The 16,327-nt window shown below is 73.1% G+C and carries 16 protein-coding genes; 5 read left to right on the forward strand and 11 right to left on the reverse strand.

Annotation, left to right across the window (positions count from 1 at the left end; translation table 11 throughout):
- Nucleotides 1-13: 13 nt before the first annotated feature.
- From ABD143_RS11285 to ABD143_RS11315, 7 genes are all read right to left on the reverse strand, one after another.
- Complete coding sequence (locus ABD143_RS11285) at nucleotides 14-775, reverse strand: SWIM zinc finger family protein (RefSeq protein ID WP_343975409.1); 762 nt, start codon at nucleotides 773-775, stop codon at nucleotides 14-16.
- Nucleotides 772-3,522 carry a DEAD/DEAH box helicase gene (locus tag ABD143_RS11290; protein ID WP_379659672.1) on the reverse strand — a complete coding sequence of 917 codons (2,751 nt, stop codon included), beginning with the start codon at nucleotides 3,520-3,522 and terminating at the stop codon, nucleotides 772-774. Before ABD143_RS11290 ends, ABD143_RS11285 begins: the two co-directional genes overlap by 4 nt.
- Nucleotides 3,519-5,828, reverse strand: coding sequence for an ATP-binding cassette domain-containing protein (locus ABD143_RS11295; RefSeq protein WP_343975412.1), 2,310 nt, complete (start codon nucleotides 5,826-5,828; stop codon nucleotides 3,519-3,521). The genes ABD143_RS11290 and ABD143_RS11295 overlap by 4 nt, the downstream gene beginning before the upstream one ends.
- Nucleotides 5,829-5,917: 89 nt before the next feature.
- Nucleotides 5,918-6,370, reverse strand: a complete 453-nt coding sequence (locus tag ABD143_RS11300; protein ID WP_343975415.1) for a nitroreductase/quinone reductase family protein — start codon at nucleotides 6,368-6,370, stop codon at nucleotides 5,918-5,920.
- Complete coding sequence (locus tag ABD143_RS11305) at nucleotides 6,367-7,161, reverse strand: ABC transporter permease (protein ID WP_343975418.1); 795 nt, start codon at nucleotides 7,159-7,161, stop codon at nucleotides 6,367-6,369. The genes ABD143_RS11300 and ABD143_RS11305 overlap by 4 nt, the downstream gene beginning before the upstream one ends.
- Complete coding sequence (locus ABD143_RS11310; protein ID WP_343975420.1) at nucleotides 7,158-8,123, reverse strand: ATP-binding cassette domain-containing protein; 966 nt, start codon at nucleotides 8,121-8,123, stop codon at nucleotides 7,158-7,160. Before ABD143_RS11310 ends, ABD143_RS11305 begins: the two co-directional genes overlap by 4 nt.
- Before the next feature lie 116 nt (nucleotides 8,124-8,239).
- On the reverse strand, nucleotides 8,240-8,836 hold the full coding sequence (locus tag ABD143_RS11315; RefSeq protein ID WP_343975423.1) for a PadR family transcriptional regulator: 597 nt from the start codon (nucleotides 8,834-8,836) through the stop codon (nucleotides 8,240-8,242).
- A gap of 149 nt (nucleotides 8,837-8,985) precedes the next feature.
- On the opposite strand from ABD143_RS11315, the gene ABD143_RS11320 reads away from it, so the two are divergent.
- Entirely contained in the window at nucleotides 8,986-9,609 is a 624-nt protein-coding gene (locus ABD143_RS11320; protein WP_343975426.1) for a DUF4232 domain-containing protein, read from the forward strand.
- 22 nt (nucleotides 9,610-9,631) lie between these two features.
- Here ABD143_RS11320 and ABD143_RS11325 read toward each other — a convergent pair whose 3' ends face one another.
- A complete protein-coding gene (locus ABD143_RS11325) occupies nucleotides 9,632-10,039 on the reverse strand; it encodes a DUF2000 family protein (RefSeq protein WP_343975428.1) in 408 nt (135 codons plus the stop codon).
- A gap of 50 nt (nucleotides 10,040-10,089) precedes the next feature.
- On the opposite strand from ABD143_RS11325, the gene ABD143_RS11330 reads away from it, so the two are divergent.
- Complete coding sequence (locus ABD143_RS11330; protein WP_343975430.1) at nucleotides 10,090-10,863, forward strand: AraC family transcriptional regulator; 774 nt, start codon at nucleotides 10,090-10,092, stop codon at nucleotides 10,861-10,863.
- On the opposite strand, the gene ABD143_RS11335 is transcribed toward ABD143_RS11330, so the two are convergent.
- Nucleotides 10,848-11,720 (reverse strand): TIGR03564 family F420-dependent LLM class oxidoreductase, encoded by an 873-nt coding sequence (locus ABD143_RS11335; RefSeq protein WP_343975433.1) that lies wholly within the window; start codon nucleotides 11,718-11,720, stop codon nucleotides 10,848-10,850. The genes ABD143_RS11330 and ABD143_RS11335 overlap by 16 nt on opposite strands.
- Before the next feature lie 74 nt (nucleotides 11,721-11,794).
- Between ABD143_RS11335 and ABD143_RS11340 the strand changes: the two genes are divergently transcribed.
- Genes ABD143_RS11340 through ABD143_RS11350 form a run of 3 tightly spaced genes read left to right on the forward strand, consistent with a single transcriptional unit; the run spans nucleotide 11,795 to nucleotide 14,187 of the window.
- Entirely contained in the window at nucleotides 11,795-12,667 is an 873-nt protein-coding gene (locus tag ABD143_RS11340) for a LysR family transcriptional regulator (protein ID WP_343975436.1), read from the forward strand.
- 46 nt (nucleotides 12,668-12,713) lie between these two features.
- Entirely contained in the window at nucleotides 12,714-13,757 is a 1,044-nt protein-coding gene (mgrA, locus tag ABD143_RS11345; protein ID WP_343975439.1) for an L-glyceraldehyde 3-phosphate reductase, read from the forward strand.
- A 34-nt stretch (nucleotides 13,758-13,791) separates the two neighbouring features.
- On the forward strand, nucleotides 13,792-14,187 hold the full coding sequence (locus ABD143_RS11350) for a beta/alpha barrel domain-containing protein (protein WP_343975442.1): 396 nt from the start codon (nucleotides 13,792-13,794) through the stop codon (nucleotides 14,185-14,187).
- 17 nt (nucleotides 14,188-14,204) lie between these two features.
- On the opposite strand, the gene ABD143_RS11355 is transcribed toward ABD143_RS11350, so the two are convergent.
- Together ABD143_RS11355 and pip are read right to left on the reverse strand one after the other, a co-directional pair.
- On the reverse strand, nucleotides 14,205-15,206 hold the full coding sequence (locus ABD143_RS11355) for a sigma-70 family RNA polymerase sigma factor (protein ID WP_343975445.1): 1,002 nt from the start codon (nucleotides 15,204-15,206) through the stop codon (nucleotides 14,205-14,207).
- A gap of 119 nt (nucleotides 15,207-15,325) precedes the next feature.
- Nucleotides 15,326-16,321: a prolyl aminopeptidase gene (gene pip, locus ABD143_RS11360; RefSeq protein WP_343975448.1), complete on the reverse strand. Its 996-nt coding sequence runs from the start codon at nucleotides 16,319-16,321 to the stop codon at nucleotides 15,326-15,328.
- Nucleotides 16,322-16,327: the final 6 nt, after the last annotated feature.

Consider the following 16,327-nt stretch of genomic DNA (forward strand, 5'->3'; position numbering starts at 1 on the left):
CATGTGCCGCCGATCAACCCTCTGCCAGCAGGGCCTGCGCTCGGGCCGCCGCTGCCGCCACCAGCGCGTCCAGGGTGTCCGGCGGGACGTCTGGGGCCGGGGGGATCGTCGGGCTGTCCCGGCGGGCCGGTGCCGGTGGTGGTGCCGGCAGCGGCGGAGGGTCGGCCGCGTAGGCGGTCGTCGCGGGCACCGGGCGGTCCGCTGCTGGTGTCGGCCTCTGCTGCTGGCGCGCGCCCAGCGCGTCCAGCAGCTCGTCGCCGCCCTGGCCGCGCAGCAGCAGGAGGACGAACGGGTTGTCGTCCAGCAGCCACGCCGTCTGGTAGCACAGCGCGGCTGCGTGCTGGCAGGGGTCGCCGATGTCGGGGCAGTCGCAGTCGGACTCCAGGTCGCCGATCGTGGGCAGCAGCGCCACCCCGGCCGCGTCGGCGGCGTGCGCGAGCGAGCGCGGCACCTCGCCGTCGAGGAGCGCCGCGAGGTGCCCGGCCTCCGCGCCGACCTGGTCGAGGAAGCGGTTCCACTCGGCGTCCGTCAACGTGGTCAGGTGCACGGTGACCTCGAAGATCCCGTCGGGGTCGTCGACGGTGGCGGCGATCCGGCCGGGCGACACCGTGATCGGCCCGACCCGACCGCTGCCGGCGAAGCGCCTGCCGCGGCGCAGCAGCACGGAGTCGAGCGCGGCGTCCTCCATCGCGGCGACGAACGCACGCGCCCACCAGGACCGGCCGCGGCGCCCAGGCCGTGGTGGGAAGGCGGGAAACCCCCGTGCCTGCGTCATGTCGCACTCCCGCGCAGCGCCACCAGGTCGGTCAGCTCGGCGTCGGTCAGCTCGGTGAACGCCGCCTCGCCGCCGGCGAGCACGGAGTCGGCGAGTGCGCGCTTGGACTCCAGGAGCGCGGCGATCCGGTCCTCCACCGTGCCCTCGCTGATCAGCCGGTGCACCTGCACGGGCCGGGTCTGCCCGATGCGGTAGGCGCGGTCGGTCGCCTGGTCCTCGACTGCCGGGTTCCACCAGCGGTCGAAGTGCACGACATGGTCGGCGCGGGTGAGGTTGAGCCCGGTGCCCGCGGCCCGGAGCGACAGCAGGAACACCGGCACCTCGCCCCGCTGGAACTCCTCCACCATCACCTCGCGCTCCGGCACGAGGGTGCCGCCGTGCAGGAACCGCGTCGGGACGCCCCGGCCGCGCAGGTGCTCCTGCAGCAACCGGCCCATCGCCACGTACTGCGTGAACACGAGCACCGCCCCGTCCTCGGTGAGGATCGTGTCCAGCAGCTCGTCGAGCAGCTCGAGCTTCCCGGAGCGCCCGGCCAGCAGGGGCTCGGGCTCGCGGGAGTAGAGGGCGGGGTGGTCGCAGATCTGTTTCAGCGCGGTGAGCAGCGCGAGCACGAGGCCGCGGCGCGCCATGCCGTCGGCCTCGGCGATCCGCGCCATCGTCTCGGCGGTCACGGCCTCGTACAGCCCCGCCTGCTCGCGGGTGAGCCCCACGGGCCGGTCGGTCTCGGTCTTGCGGGGCAGCTCGGGAGCGACACCAGGGTCGGACTTGCGCCGCCGCAGCAGGAACGGCCCGACGAGCTTCGCGAACCGCTCGGCGAGAGCCGGGTCGGCGCCGTCGGCGATCGGGTCGGCCCAGCGGGCCTGGAACTCCGCCTGCGTGCCGAGCAGCCCCGGGGTCGCCCAGTCGAGGATCGACCACAGCTCCACCAGGTCGTTCTCCACGGGTGTGCCCGTCAGGGCCACCCTGGCCCCGGCCGTGCCCCCACTGATCAACCGCAGCGCCTGCGCGGTGCCCGACGCCGGGTTCTTGACGTGCTGCGCCTCGTCGGCGACCACGAGACCCCAGCGGTGGGCGGCGAGCCGCTCCACGTCGCGGCGCATGGTGGCGTAGGTCGTCAGCACGAACCCGTCGCCGTCCGGGAGGGAGCGCCCGCTGCCGTGGTAGCGGTGGACGGGCACGCCGGGCGCGAACCGGGTGATCTCCCGTTCCCAGTTGCCCAGCAGCGACGCCGGGCAGACGACGAGCGTCGGCCCGGCGCGGAGGGGGCTCCTGCGCAGGTGCAGGGCGATGAGCGTGATCGTTTTGCCCAGCCCCATGTCGTCGGCGAGGCACGCCCCGAGGCCGAGTGAGGTCATGCGGTCGAGCCAGCCGAGGCCGTGCAGCTGGTAGTCGCGCAGGGTCGCGGCGAGACCCTCCGGGGCCGACATCGGGGTCGGTGGGGCCGCGATGCGCTCCCGCAGCTCCTCGAGCCATCCGGTCGTCACCACGGGCACCCGCTCGTCGCCCGCGGCCACCTCACCGCTCAGCGCCGCTCCGAGCGCCGCCACGGCGCTGACCGGCCCCAGGGTCCGGTCACGGGCCCGCTGCCGGGCGGCCGGGTCCACGAGCACCCACCCGTCCCGCAGCCGGACGACGGGCCGGTGGCTGGCGGCCAGCTCGTCCATCTCGTGGCGCGTGAGCGGGTCGCCGCGCAGGGCCAGCTCCCAGTCGAGAGCGAACGGCTCGGACCCGGCACCGAACTCGGTGGGCCCGCTCCCACGCCCGGCAATCGCCCGGGCCGACAGCTCCGGGCGCAGCTCGGCAGGCCAGTGCACCGCCACCCCGGCGGCGGCCAGCTGAGCCGCTGCCGGCCCGAGCAGGTCGGTGACGTCGGCGTCGGACAGCTCTAGCCGGTCCGGCACGGCCTGCCCGAGCAACTGGTGCAGGGGGTCCCAGAACCGCGCCGCCCGGCGCACGCCCAGCAGGGCGTCCACGCGGCCCCGCGGGCCGAACCCGGCCGCCGCCCCGCTCCACACGGCGTCGAGGTCGGCGGTGCGGGTCGGGTCGGCGAGCCCGTGCACCTGGACGACCGCCCGGAACCGCGTCGCGGACTCGTCGGTTTCGATCCGCAGCGACACCCGCACCCCGGCGTCTACGCCAGCCGCGACCTCGTCGGCCCAGTCCCGCAGGTGCGGCACCGGGTGAGCCGCGACGGCGGCGAAGGGGCCGACGCCCGCCGGGGAGCGCGGGAGCACGTCGGCCACCGCGTCGAGGAACGCCCGCAGCAGCGGCCCCGCGGGCGGCAGGGACACCGGGCCGGCACCCGGCTCCGGCACGGCCCGTGCTGCCGCGGGCATGGCCGCGGCGAGCGCGTGCACCCGCGAGGCGTCGTCGGTGTCCAGGGGGCCGGCCCGCCAGGCGTCGAACCCGGCCGGGGAGACACCGGGCAGCAGCCGGCCGCGGGCCACGAGCCCCAGCGCGAGCCGCGTCGCTGCGCCCCAGAACGCCACGGCCGGGTCGGCGCCACCGGCCAGCAGGATTGGCAGCGCGTCCGCCACCGGCAGCGTGCGGGCGTCCACCTCGCGCACCGCGTCCCCCGGGGGCGGCACCACGCGGGCCCGGCCGGGATCGCCGACGTCGGGAAGTACCGCACCCCACAGCAGAACGTGCCCGGTCCGGGGTGGGTCGGCCGGCACGAAGACCGCGCCGCCCGGCCCGGACGAGGGCCGGGCACGCCCCACCTGCTCCGCCGTCGTACCTGCCGTCACGCCGTCCGGACCTCGAAGCGCTGGTCCCCGAACTGCTGGGCCCCCACGTACCGGGCGAGGTGCTCGCCCGTGAACGAGCCGGGCGCCTCCATCAGTTTCGCGGGCGGTCCCTCGAACACCACCTCACCGCCGCCGTCGCCGCCGTCGGGACCCAGGTCGATCACCCAGTCGGAGTGCGCGATGACGTCGAGGTTGTGCTCGACGACGATCACCGAGCTGCCCGCGTCGACGATCCGGTCGAGCAGCCCGAGCAGGTGCCCGCAGTCGGACATGTGCAGGCCCGTGGTGGGCTCGTCGAGCACGTAGATGTTGCCCTCCTCGTGCAGCCGGCCGGCGAGCTTGAGCCGCTGGCACTCCCCGCCGGAGAGCGTCGAGAGCGGCTGCCCCAGCGTCAGGTAGCCGAGCCCGACGTCGACGACCGACTGGAGCCGCTTGCGGATGTCCTTCGTCGTGAAGAACTCCACCGCCTGCGCCGCGGTCATGTCGAGCGCGTCGGAGATCGACTTGCCCTCCACCGTGAGCGCGAGGACCTCCTCGGTGTAGCGGCGGCCCTCGCAGTCGGTGCATGTGGAGCGCACGCCGTCGAGGTAGGCGAGATCGGAGTAGATGACGCCCAGGCCGTTGCACGTGGGGCAGGCGCCCTCGGAGTTGAAGCTGAAGAGCGCGGGCTTCACCCCGGTCGTCTTGGCGTACAGCTTGCGGATCGGGTCCATCACGCCGGTCCAGGTGGCCGGGGTGGAGCGGATCGAGGTGGCCACCGCGCTCTGGTCGACGACGATCGCCTCCGGGTGCTGGGGCACCAGCACCTCGCGCACCAGGGTGCTCTTGCCCGAGCCCGCCACCCCGGTCAGCGCGACGAGCACGCCGAGCGGGATGTCGAGGTCGAACCCACGCAGGTTGTTGGCCGACGCGCCCTTCAGCGACAGCTGCCCGGTGGGGGTGCGCGGCTCCTGCTTGGCGTTGACCGGCCGGTGCAGGAACTCACCCGTCAGCGTGCCCGAGTCGGCGAGCCCGGCCACATCGCCCTGGTAGACGATCCGGCCGCCCTCGGTGCCGGCCCGGGGCCCGAGCTCGACGACGTGGTCGGCGGCGGTGATCACGTCGGTGTCGTGCTCGACCACCAGCACGGTGTTGCCCTTGTCGCGCAGCCGGTGCAGCAGCGCGTTCATCCGGCCGACGTCGCGCGGGTGCAGCCCGATCGTCGGCTCGTCGAACACGAACATGACGTCCACCAGCGACGACCCGAGGTGGCGCACCATCTTGATCCGCTGCGACTCCCCGCCCGAGAGCGTCGAGGTCTCCCGGTCCAAGGTCAGGTAGCCCAGGCCCATGTCGATCAGCGCGCCGATCCGCGTGGCCGCCTCGTCGAGGATCGGGGCGATGTCGGGGTCGCGCATGCTGGGCAGCAGGGCATGCAGCGAGCCGAGGTCCATCGCGCAGATCTCGGGCAGGGTGTGCTCGTTCACCGTCGCCGTCCGCGGCGCCTCGGCGAGGCGGGTGCCGTCGCAGTCCGGGCAGCGCACGGAGGTGGTGAACTTGGCGACGATCTCCTTCTTCCGGTCGGAGCCGCCCTCCTCGGAGGCGTTGATGTAGAGCCGGTTGAACTTCGTCTCCACACCCTCGAAGTCGATCTTCATGCTCTTCTGGCCCGGCGCGGCCAGCTCGACCTTCTCGTCCGCGCCGAAAAGCAGCAGCTGCCACTCCTCGTTCGTGTACTCGGCGAGGGGTTTGTCGTTGTCGAACTTCCCGGACTGCGCGTAGACGTGCCAGTACCAGCTGTCGACGGCGAAGTCGCGGTGCAGTATCGCTCCGCCATTGAGTGACTTCGTCCTGTCGAACATCACGCTGTGATCGAGCTGGACCTTGCGGCCGATGCCCTTGCAGCCGGGGCACATGCCCTGCTCGTTGAACGAGAACATGTAGCCGGCGCCGACGTGCGGGGTGCTGCGGCGGGAGAACAGCAGCCGCAGCAGCGGGTTGATGTCGGTGACGGTGCCGAGCGTGGACCGGCTGCCGCCGCCCAGCCGCTTCTGGTCGACGACGATCGCGGTCGACAGGTTCTCGATGAGGTCGGCGTCGGGCTGCCCCAGCTTGGGCAGGAACCCGCGCACGAATGCGGAGAAGGTCTCGTTGAGCTGCCGCTGTGCCTCGGCGGCGATCGTGTCGAACACCAGCGACGACTTGCCCGACCCCGACACCCCGACGAACGCGGTGATCTGCCGCTTCGGGATCCGGACGGACACGTCGTGCAGGTTGTTCTCCCGCGCGCCGGTGACGACGATGTGCTCAGGGCTCTTGGCCTGCATCAGGCTCCTCAGGCTCGGGTCTGGTGGCTTGTCGTCCGGGACGTCGAGACGGCGCCCGTCTTTTCGACAGGCGCCGCCGATCCCGTGAATTACACCCGGTGGACGCGGAACACCCCGCAGGTCCCCACCACGGCCTCGAACGCTTCCGGCGTAACCGCTTCGACGACACCGGCGTCGGCCATGATCTTCGCGCCGTCCGGAAGCCGCTCGGGCCACAGGCGCAGGATCGCCACGGCCTCCTCAGCGTCCAGCTCGACGAGCCGCACCTGCTCCCGCCGCTTGCCGACGCTCAGCGTGCCCAGCCCGCCCGCGGCGCGGACGTTGCGGGCCCAGTCGGCGCCGGGGAAACCCTCCAGCAGGTATCGCTCCCCGCCTTCGTCGAGGACGGACAGCGGCGTGCTGCGGGGTTTGCCGCTGCGCCGGCCCGGCACGGTGAGCACCGGGAGGTCCTTCATCCCGAGCCCCGTGCGCTGCAGCCCCATCAGCACGCGGTTGAGCGGCTTCAGCCAGCGTGGCGGGGTGGGGGTGTGCTCAGCGGTCATCGGCTCATCTCCCGGTAGCGGCGGACGGACAGCGGCGCGAACACCGCGACGATCGCCATGAGCACCGCGTTCTGGGCGACCCACGACTCGCCGCCCCACCCGGGGTTGCCGAACAGGTCCCGGGTGGCGGCCGCAGTGGAGGAGAGCGGGTTCCACTCGGCGACCGTCGAGACCACCACCGGCATCGTCGCCGGCGCCACGAACAGCCCGGACAGGAACCCGACGGGGAACTCCAGCGTCTGCACCGCGGTGACGGCCCCGGGGCCGCGCACGACCAGCCCGAGGTAGATCCCTACCCACAGCATCGCGAACCGCAGCAGCAGGAGCAGCCCGACGGCCGCGAGCACCGCCCCGGCACCACCCGGGGCGCGCCAGCCGACCGCGAGCCCCACCAGCAGCAGCGCGGCGAGCGCGATCGCCGACGTCACCATGTCGGCCAGCGCCCGCCCGACGAGCACGGCCGACTGCGCCATCGGCATAGAGCGGAACCGGTCGGTGATGCCGCGCTGGGCGTCGGTGACGACCGCGATCATCGTGGCGGAGAGGCCGAACAGCATCGTCATCGTGAAGAGGCCAGGCAGCAGCGCCTGCCGGTAGTCGCCCCCTCCGGGCACCGCCATCATGCCGCCGAGCAGGAACGCGAACATCAGCACGAGCAGGATCGGGAACCCGACCGCACCCACCAGCTCGGCGGGCTGGTGACGTAGGTGCGCGAGGTAGCGACGGGCCAGGGTGGCGGAGTCGGCGACGGCCCAGCGCAGCGCCGAACCGGGAACGGGGAGAACGGTCATGCGGCGGCTCCTGCCTTCGTGAGCTGGAGGAACACCTCGTCGAGGGTCGGACGGCGGACGGTGAGGTCCTCGGCCTCGATGCCCGCCTCCTGCACGGCGCGGAGCGTGGCCGCAAGAGCCCCCATCCGGTCCCGCACCGGAGCGGCCACCCGGCGGGCGTCGGCGTCGACCTCGGCGTCGGTGCCCGTGACATCCGCGACGAGCGCCGCCGCGCGTGGCAGGTCGGCCGCGTGCCGCACGACGAGCGAGATCCGGTCACCGCCGATGCGTGAGCGCAGCTCGTCGGGCGTGCCCTCGGCGACCACCCGACCGCCGCCCGCGCCCCGCGCTCCCAGCACCGAGATCCGGCCGGCGAGCTGGTCGGCCTCGTCGAGGTACTGGGTGGTGAGCAGCACGGTGGTGCCGCCCGCGACGAGGCCGCGGACGGCGTCCCAGACCTCGGCGCGGCCGTGCGGGTCGAGGCCTGTCGTCGGCTCGTCGAGGAACAGCACCGCGGGCGCGAGGATCATGCTGACGGCGAGGTCGAGCCGCCGCCGCATCCCACCCGAGTACTTCCCGACGGGCCGCGTGCCGGTGTCGGCGAGCGCGAACCGCTCCAGCAGCTCGTCGGCGCGCCGACGGGCGTCGGCCGGGGACAGGTGGAACAGGCGCCCGAACATCACGAGGTTGCGCCGGCCGTCGAGGATCTCGTCGACCGCCGCGTACTGGCCGACGAGCCCGATCCGCCTGCGCACGTCGGCAGGGTGGGTCGCGACGTCGATGCCGTCGATCTCGGCCCGGCCGCTGTCGGCGCGCAGCAGCGTGGCGAGGATCCGCACGGCGGTGGTCTTGCCCGCCCCGTTCGGGCCGAGCAGGCCGTGGACGGTGCCGGAGGGCACGGTCAGGTCGAACCCGTCGAGAGCGGGCTCCTCCGAGCCCGGGTAGCGCTTGCGAAGCGCCTGAGCGCTCACTGCGATGGCCATGCCCCTCCAAATTACTCAAACTTGAACCCGCCAGCGTCGAGTGTGCCGGAAGGACGAGCGGGTATGCAAACTTGAATCGCCCGGAACCGGGCAGCCGTTACACGTACGGCGGGGTTCTAGCGGGGTGGGTGGGGCGGGAACACCAGGTCGTGCCAGCTTCCCGGCTTCCCGGGTGAACGCGGCTCACCGGCCATCGGGTACGCACCGGCCTCCAGGCGCGCGATGATCCCGTGCGTCCACTCCGCGGCGCTGTCGGCGTTGTGCTCCCACAGCCCGAACAGCTCGCGGACGTGCGGCGGGTCGACCAGCGCCTCGACCTGCGCGTGCGCCTTGTCCCGGGCCGCCTCCTGCGCGGCGAGCCGCTCGCGAAGCAGGGCGATCGCCTCGGCGCGGGGGAGCGAGGGCAGGAGGGCCAGCGCGGCACCAAGGAGGTCCGGCCGGGGCTGGGGGCGGCGGATCGCGTCGCGGAGCAGTTTCATGAACTCGTGCTCGCCGCGCTCGGTCAGCTCGTACTCGGTACGGGTCGGGACGTCGTTGTGGTCGAGGAGGAAGCCGCCCTCGGTGAGCGAGTGGAGGGCGTGGTAGATCGAGCCCCATTTCACGTTGGCCCACTCGTCGGCGCCCCAGGCCAGCAGGTCGTTGCCGACCCGGTAGCCGTGCGCCCGCCCGTAACCTCGGACGATCCCGAGCACGAGCAGCCGCGTTGCCGACAACCCGTCACCTCCGTCACGTTCGGTGCCAGCGTAGGCCAGCGACCCCCGTCACCTGACCGGATGGTTGAGAGGCACAACTCGTCCTGGCGCCGCACGTCCTTCCCGATGAACGACAACGGTGCGGGGAACACCGGGGATCGAGGGACCTGATGACGACACGACGAGCCGTGGTGGTGATCGTGCTGGCCGCGATCAGCCTGCTGGCGGGCTGCTCGGGCGGAGGAGGTGCGGGACCGACCCCGCCGCCGACGACGGCTGCGCCCCCGTCCACCGCATCGCCTTCCACCACAGAACCGCCCACCACACCCCCGCCCGCCGCGGCCCCGGCCTCGGCTCCGGCGGCAGGGGCCGTCCCGCGCTGCACGAGCGGCGAGCTGTCGGTGTCCCTCGGTACGGGCGACGCCGGAGCCGGCTCGGTCTACCGCCCGCTCATCTTCACCAACATGGGACGGGCGACGTGCGAGCTGCGGGGCTTCCCGGGCGTCTCGTACGTGGCGGGCGACGACGGGCACCAGGTCGGCCCGGCCGCGGAGATGTCCGGCGACCGCGGCGGGCAGATCGACATCGCGCCCAGCGGCACGGCGATCGCACCACTGCAGCTGGTGAACGTCCAGAACTTCGACGCCGCCGTGTGCCGGCCGACGCCCGTCCGCGGGCTGCGGGTCTACCCGCCCGGCGAGACGGCGTCGGTCTTCGTGCCGATGGACGGCACCGGTTGCGCCGGCACCCCGCCGCAGCCGCAGCTCTTCGTCCAGACGATGCGGGCCCCGTAAGGCCCGTCAGGTGTGCAGGTCGTCAGGTGTGCAGGATCGCGCCCTTGAGGACCTTGTCCACGGCGTTGCGCGGCCCGTGCACGGCCAGGCCCACGAGCTTGAGGTCGTCACGGGCCACCGCGCGCACGGCAGCGCGGTTGGCCTCGTCGTGGCCGGTGGTGAACAGCTCCTCGGTGAACACCGCGGCCGGCAGCCCGCGGCGCACCGCCCGTTCGTGGGCGGCCGCGAGCACGTCGGCGTCACCGGCGAAGACGAGCACCGGCTGGCGGAACATCGGCAGGTACCCGGTGCCGTCGGCGTCGGCGTAGGGCTCGCCGAGCAGCTCGGGGTTGGCCGCGATCCCGCTTGCCAGGAACGCGGTCACGTTCAGCCGTTGCCAGACCTCCAGGTCGTTCCGGAGCAGCACGGCGATCTTGGTCTCGAAACGCACGTCCCCGAGCGTGCCGCCGCCGGGGCCGCCGGTTCTTGTACGTTCTGCTCGTGTCCGACGTGCGTGCCTGGGCGCCTGCCGTGCCCGGCATCGTGGAGGTCTTCCACGCGCGGTTCACCGACCACGCGTACCCCGAGCACGCGCACGACACCTGGACCCTCTTGGTGGTCGACGAGGGCGCGATCCGCTACGACCTCGACCGCCACGAGCACGGTGCTCTCCGCCCCGCCGTCACGCTCCTGCCGCCGCACGTCTCGCACACCGGCCGGGCGGCCACCCACCACGGCTTCCGCAAGCGCGTTCTCTACGTCGACGCCGGTGTGCTCCCCGAGTCGCTGACCGGCGCCTCGCTGGCCACCCCGAGCTTCGACGACGACCTCCTGCGCACCCGCGTCGATCAGCTCCACCAGGTGCTCGGAGGCACCGGCGCCGAGTTCGAGGCGGAGAGCAGGCTTGCGTTGATCGGCGACCGCATCCGGCTGCACCTGCGCGGGCCTGCCGCGGAGCCGCCCCCCACACGGCTCGCCGCCGACCTGCGCGAGCTCCTCGACGCCCGCACGGTGGAAGGGCTCGCCCTGCGCGACGCCGCAGCGCTGCTGCATGCCCATCCCGCGCATCTCATCCGCTCGTTCACCCGCGCGTACGGGCTGCCGCCGCACCGGTACCTCACCGGCAGGCGGGTCGAGGCAGCCCGGCGGCGGCTGCTCGACGGTGAGCCCGTCGCCGACGTCGCCGTGGCCGTCGGGTTCCACGACCAGGCTCACCTGCACCGGCACTTCACCCGGATGCTCGGGATCACGCCGGGGCGCTACGCGCGTAGCTGACGGGCGAGCTCGCCGAAGAACGCCACAGTGCGGGCCCGGTCACCTTCCGGCCCCACCGCGCAGAGCTGGAACTCGGTGGCACCCGCATCGGCGAAGCCGCGTACGGCCTTCTCCAACTCGGCCTCGTCACCGGCGAGCACGGTGTCACCCGGACCGGCAAAGCCTTCCCGGTCCATCGAGCGGCGGTAGCTGGGCATGCGGCTCGCCATCCCGAACCGATCTGCGACATACTCCCGCGCCGCTTCGGGGTCGTGGGTGAGGCTTGCGATCACCCCGACGACGACCTGCGGAGCGGCCCGCCCCGCCGCGGCCGCGCGGACGGCGGGCACGGTGTGCTCGGCGAGCCCGCGCGCACCGATCCAGGTGGTGATCACTCCGTCGGCGCGCTCACCGGCCAGGCGCAGCAGGCGCGGGCCGTGCGCGGCGAGGAGCAACGGTGGGCGTGCCGCTCCCGGGACGGCGATGGTCCCGGCCTCGCCTGTCAGGGCGGGGCCGAGCGCTGCAAGGTAGTCCTCGACGTGCTGGCCGGGCCGCTCCCACCGGTAGCCGTATCGGCCCTCGACGATCGGCTGGTGGCTTGGCCCGATCCCCAGCGTGAGCCGCCCGCCCACGGCAGCGTTGGTGCTGAGCGCCTGCCCAGCGAGTGCGAGGGGGTGCTGCGGCCACGTCAACACCACCGCCGTGCCCAGCCCGATCCCCGGCACCCGGCTCCCGACGGCGGTGATCAGAGTCAGCGCGTCCCACCCCGCCCGCTGGCCGAACCAGACCCGAGCGAACCCGAGGTTCGCGGCCTCCTCGACGCTCTCGACGACGGCCGCGAGCGGCCGCTCGTCGTCGATCCACATCCCGATCTGCATGCCTCCAGCCCAGCGGTCGGGACCGCCGCGAACAACGAGCAACTAGCCTGTGCAGTGATAACGGATCGTGATGGGTGGTCGCCGTGGAGATCCGCCAACTGCGCTACTTCGTGGCCGTCGCCGAGGAGCTGCACTTCGGCCGGGCCGCCGATCGGCTCGCCGTGGTCCAGCCCGCCGTGAGCCAGCAGATCGGGCGCCTCGAGCGCGAGCTGGGTGTGCGGCTGCTGGAGCGCTCCTCCCGCCGGGTGGCGCTCACCGGCGACGGCGAGCGGCTCCTCGCCGAGGCGCGCTCGGCCCTCGCCGCCGTCGAGCGGGTGCGCACCGTCGCCGCCGAGCTGGCCGCCGGCCGCGGTGGCAGCCTCCGCCTCGGCACGAGCGCCGGGCTGGGGGAGCGGGTGCGCCGCGGCGTCGCCCGGATCCGCGAGAACGTCCCGGACCTGTCCTTGGTGCTCGTGGACGGGCCGGCGGAGGCGCACGTCGAGGCGCTGCGTGCCGGTGAGCTGGACGTCGCGCTGGTCCGAGGCCCGGTCCGGGCGCGCGGGCTGCGGCCCGTCGAGGTGTGGCGCGACCCGGTGCACGTCGTGCTGCCGGCGGGTCACTCGCTCGCCGCCCACCAGGCGGTGCCGATCGGCGCGCTGGCCGAGCTGACACTCCGGTTGCCCGAGCGCTCCGCCAACCCCGCGTTGCACGACGCCGTTCTCGCCGCGTGCCGGGCCGCCGGGTTCACCCCGGCATTGGGCCGGCCCGTCCGCTCGGTCGAGGACGTGCTCGTGGAGATCGGGCTGGCCGAACGCGAGGCGACGTTCGTGCACGGCTGCGGCGACGGCGGCCAGGCAGGTGTCGCGGTCCGTCTGCTCGACCCGCCGGTCGAGACCCCGGGGTTCCTGCTCGTGCGCGCCGAGACCGGCCCCGACTGCCTCCCGACGCTGGTCGGCGCATTCGCGTGACCGACCCCTCCTCACACATCAGATGAGTGGGGGCGAAGATGGGTGTATGACGTACGAGGCCGATCCTGCCCGCTATGACTCCGACGGCTCCGGCCGCGCGACTTTCCGCCGCTGCGGCCGCAGCGGCCTCGACCTGCCCGCGATCTCGCTCGGGCTGTGGCACAACTTCGGCGACGACAAGCCCATCGAGACGCAGCGGGCGATCCTGCGCCGCGCGTTCGACCGCGGCGTCACGCACTTCGACCTGGCCAACAACTACGGCCCGCCCTACGGGAGCGCCGAGAAGAACTTCGGCACGATCTACGCGCAGGACTTCCGCCCCTACCGCGACGAGCTGATCCTCTCGACCAAGGCCGGGTACGACATGTGGCCTGGCCCCTACGGGCAGGGCGGCGGCTCCCGCAAGTACCTGCTCGCGAGCCTCGACCAGTCGCTCACTCGCATGGGCGTGGACTACGTCGACATCTTCTACAGCCACCGCTTCGACCCGAGCACCCCGCTCGAGGAGACGATGGGCGCCCTCGACCGGGCCGTCCGCTCCGGCAAGGCGCTCTACGCCGGCATCTCCTCCTACAGCGGCGAGCGCACCGCCGAGGCGGTCGCGATCCTGCGGGAGCTGGGCACGCCCCTGCTGATCCACCAGCCGTCGTACTCGATGCTCAACCGGTGGATCGAGGAGGACCTCCTCGACGTGCTCGGCGAAACCGGCGTGGGCTGCATCGCGTTCTCCCCGCTCGCCCAGGGCATGCTCACGACCAAGTACCTCGACGGTGTGCCCGCCGACTCCCGCGCCGCGCAGGGCAAGTCGCTCTCGCCCGATCTGCTGACCGACAAGACCCTCGCCCACGTCCGCGCGCTCAACGAGATGGCGCAGGCCCGCGGCCAGTCGCTCGCGCAGATGGCGCTGGCCTGGACGCTGCGCGACCCCCGGGTGACCTCGGCCCTCATCGGCGCCAGCAGCGTCGCGCAGCTCGACGACAGCCTCGGGGCGCTGGCCAACCTGGAGTTCAGCGACGACGAGCTGCGCCGGATCGACGAGCACGCCGTGGAGGGCGGGATCAACCTGTGGGCGAAGTCCGCGGAACGCTGACGGGCCCCATCCGCCCGCCGGTACGCTCCGGGGCATGAGCCGGCCCGACGACCTGGAGTCGCGCGTCACCGCCCTGGAGACCCAGGTCCGCGAGCTGACCGACCGAGTCCGCCACAGCCAGCACGACGCCGCCGCGGCGCGCGTGCTGGCTGGGGGAGCCGACCGCGACGTCACGGAGATCCGCGCGGAGATCCGCGACTTCCGCCAGGCCACGACGTCGAGCTTCACCGCGATGCGTCAGGACCTGGCCGACCTCCGGCAGCAGATGGACGACCGGTTCCGCCAGGTGAACGACGGGTTCCACCAGGTGGACGGCGGTTTCACCGAGGTCCGCGGTCGGCTCGACGCCGCCGCGGCGGGCCAGCAGCACATCGTGGACCTGCTCAACACCCTTATCGACCAGCAGGGCAGCGCGGAGCCCACCCGCTGAGCGAGCCTCCGAGGGTGTCAGGTCGTGATCGGCTCCCCGTCGGCGTCGAGTCGCAACGGCAGCCCGAACATCGGGAACAGCGTGTCCACGTCGAGGAACGACGTGTATCCGCTGATCAGCCCGTCGGAGATCTCCAGGACCTGCACGGCCCACGCGTGGTAGCCGTCACCGTCGCCGTTGGGGCGCCACTGCCCGAACGCGGGCATGCCGTTGGCGGCCAGCGGCACGATCCGCGAGCCCCTGCAGTGCGCGCCCGGGCCGATCCACCACTTCTGGATCTGCTCCACGCCCTGCAGCCACAGGGCGAACGGCGGCATGTTGAGGATGGCGTCCTGGTGCAGCAGCGTGACCAGGGCGTTGACGTCGTAACGCTCGAACGCCTCCGCGTAGCGCGTGAGCAACTCCTGATGGTCGGCGTCCATCGTGTCGGGCGCGGGGGAGTCGAGGTCGTGTTCGGCGAGGGTGGCCCTGGCGCGCTGAAGTGCGCTGTTGACCGACGCGACCGTGGTGCCCAGCAGCTCGGCGACCTCGGACGCCTTCCACTGCAGCACCTCTCGCAGGATGAGGACGGCCCGCTGGCGGGCGGGGAGGTGCTGCAGGGCGGCGACGAACGCGAGGCGGACCGACTCCTTCGAGACCGCGAGCTCGGCGGGGTCGGCGGTGGTCGGCAGCACGCGGGCATCCGGGATGGGTTCGAGCCAGGAGATCTCGGGGTGCTGCGCCGGCACCGGCGCGTCGGCTGAACCTGCCGAGCCGAAGTCCATGGGGCGGGCCCGCCGCTGCCGGCCGTCGAGCATCGTGAGGCAGACGTTCGTGGCGATCTTGTAGAGCCACGACCGGACCGACGAGCGGCCCTCGAACCGGTCGAAGGAGCGCCATGCCCGCACCATCGTGTCCTGCACGGCGTCCTCGGCGTCGGCCGAGGAACCGAGCATGCGGTAGCAGTAGGCGGTGAGCTCCGTGCGGTGTTCCTCCCAGGTGACGGGAGGCGCGGCGTCCGCCGCCGCCAGATCGGTCATGCTCCAGGTCCCATCTTCCCTGGCGCGCGGCGTGCCCCGCCCGCCAGGGCCGAGCCTAGGACCCGGCGCCGACAATTCCGGCACCACTGCGGGGTTGATGCCGGATCAATGGCCGCTGATCAGCGGTGATCGGCACCGGCGGAGGCGATTCGGGCGGTGCCACCGGGCGCGAACCGGTCTGCGGCGGTCTTGATCGCCGCCCCCATCCCATCGTGACGCGAGTGGCCGGCCCCTTTCACCACCACGAGCTCGGCCTCCGGCCACGCCCGCGCCAGCTCCCACGCCGTGACGAGCGGGCCCTGCAGGTCGAGGCTCCCGTGCACCAGCACCCCGGGGATGCCGGCGAGCCTGCCCGCCTCCCGCAGGAGGACGCCCTCCTCCAGCCAGGCGGCGTGGTGGAAGTAGTGCGTCACGATCCGCACGAACGCCATGCCCCATCGATGGTCGGCGAAATACGCGGGCGGGGGAGCGTCCGGGTCGACGGACAGCACGGCCGCCTCCCAGGCGAGCCAGTCCCGCGCCGCCTGCTCCCGCACCCTGGCGTCGGGGCTCTCGACGAGGCGGCGGTATGCCGCCACCAGGTCCCCGTCGCGCTCGGCCTCCGGAACGCCCTCCCGGAAGCGGTGCCACTGCTCAGGGAGGATGCTGCCGAGGCCGTGGTAGAGCCAGTCGATCTCGGAGCGTCTCGTGGTGGTGATCGCCACGAGCAGCATCTCGGTCACCCGCCCCGGGTGCCGCTGCGCGTACGCGAGCCCGAGCGTCGAACCCCATGACCCGCCGTACACCAGCCACTGCTCGATGCCCAGGTGATCGCGCAGCCGCTCGATGTCGCCGATCAGGTGCTCGGTGGTGTTGACCGACAGATCGGTGGCCGGGTCGCTCGCGTGCGGTGTGCTGCGGCCGCACTGGCGCTGGTCGAGCAGCACGATCCGGTACGCGTCAGGGTCGAAGGCGCGGGCTGTGCTGCGGCGGCAGCCGGCGCCGGGGCCGCCGTGCAGGACCACCACGGGCTTCCCGTCCCGGTTGCCGCAGGACTCCCAGTACACGCGGTTACCGTCACCGACGTCGAGCATCCCGGTGGCGTGCGGCTCGGGCTCCGGGTACATCGCGACCATGATCGA

It is taken from the genome of Pseudonocardia aurantiaca (genome assembly GCF_039526725.1).
Taxonomy (GTDB): domain Bacteria; phylum Actinomycetota; class Actinomycetes; order Mycobacteriales; family Pseudonocardiaceae; genus Pseudonocardia; species Pseudonocardia aurantiaca.

Bases quoted from the DNA above. Each gene is read 5' to 3' on its own strand.
- ABD143_RS11355 (WP_343975445.1), bottom strand. From the start codon at position 15,206: ATGACCGATCTGGCGGCGGCGGACGCCGCGCCTCCCGTCACCTGGGAG.
- ABD143_RS11335 (WP_343975433.1), bottom strand. From the start codon at position 11,720: ATGCAGATCGGGATGTGGATCGACGACGAGCGGCCGCTCGCGGCCGTC.
- ABD143_RS11285 (WP_343975409.1), bottom strand. From the start codon at position 775: ATGACGCAGGCACGGGGGTTTCCCGCCTTCCCACCACGGCCTGGGCGC.
- ABD143_RS11320 (WP_343975426.1), top strand. From the start codon at position 8,986: ATGACGACACGACGAGCCGTGGTGGTGATCGTGCTGGCCGCGATCAGC.
- ABD143_RS11350 (WP_343975442.1), top strand. From the start codon at position 13,792: ATGAGCCGGCCCGACGACCTGGAGTCGCGCGTCACCGCCCTGGAGACC.
- pip (WP_343975448.1), bottom strand. From the start codon at position 16,321: ATGGTCGCGATGTACCCGGAGCCCGAGCCGCACGCCACCGGGATGCTC.
- ABD143_RS11305 (WP_343975418.1), bottom strand. From the start codon at position 7,161: ATGACCGTTCTCCCCGTTCCCGGTTCGGCGCTGCGCTGGGCCGTCGCC.
- ABD143_RS11295 (WP_343975412.1), bottom strand. From the start codon at position 5,828: ATGCAGGCCAAGAGCCCTGAGCACATCGTCGTCACCGGCGCGCGGGAG.
- mgrA (WP_343975439.1), top strand. From the start codon at position 12,714: ATGACGTACGAGGCCGATCCTGCCCGCTATGACTCCGACGGCTCCGGC.
- ABD143_RS11310 (WP_343975420.1), bottom strand. From the start codon at position 8,123: ATGGCCATCGCAGTGAGCGCTCAGGCGCTTCGCAAGCGCTACCCGGGC.
- ABD143_RS11300 (WP_343975415.1), bottom strand. From the start codon at position 6,370: ATGACCGCTGAGCACACCCCCACCCCGCCACGCTGGCTGAAGCCGCTC.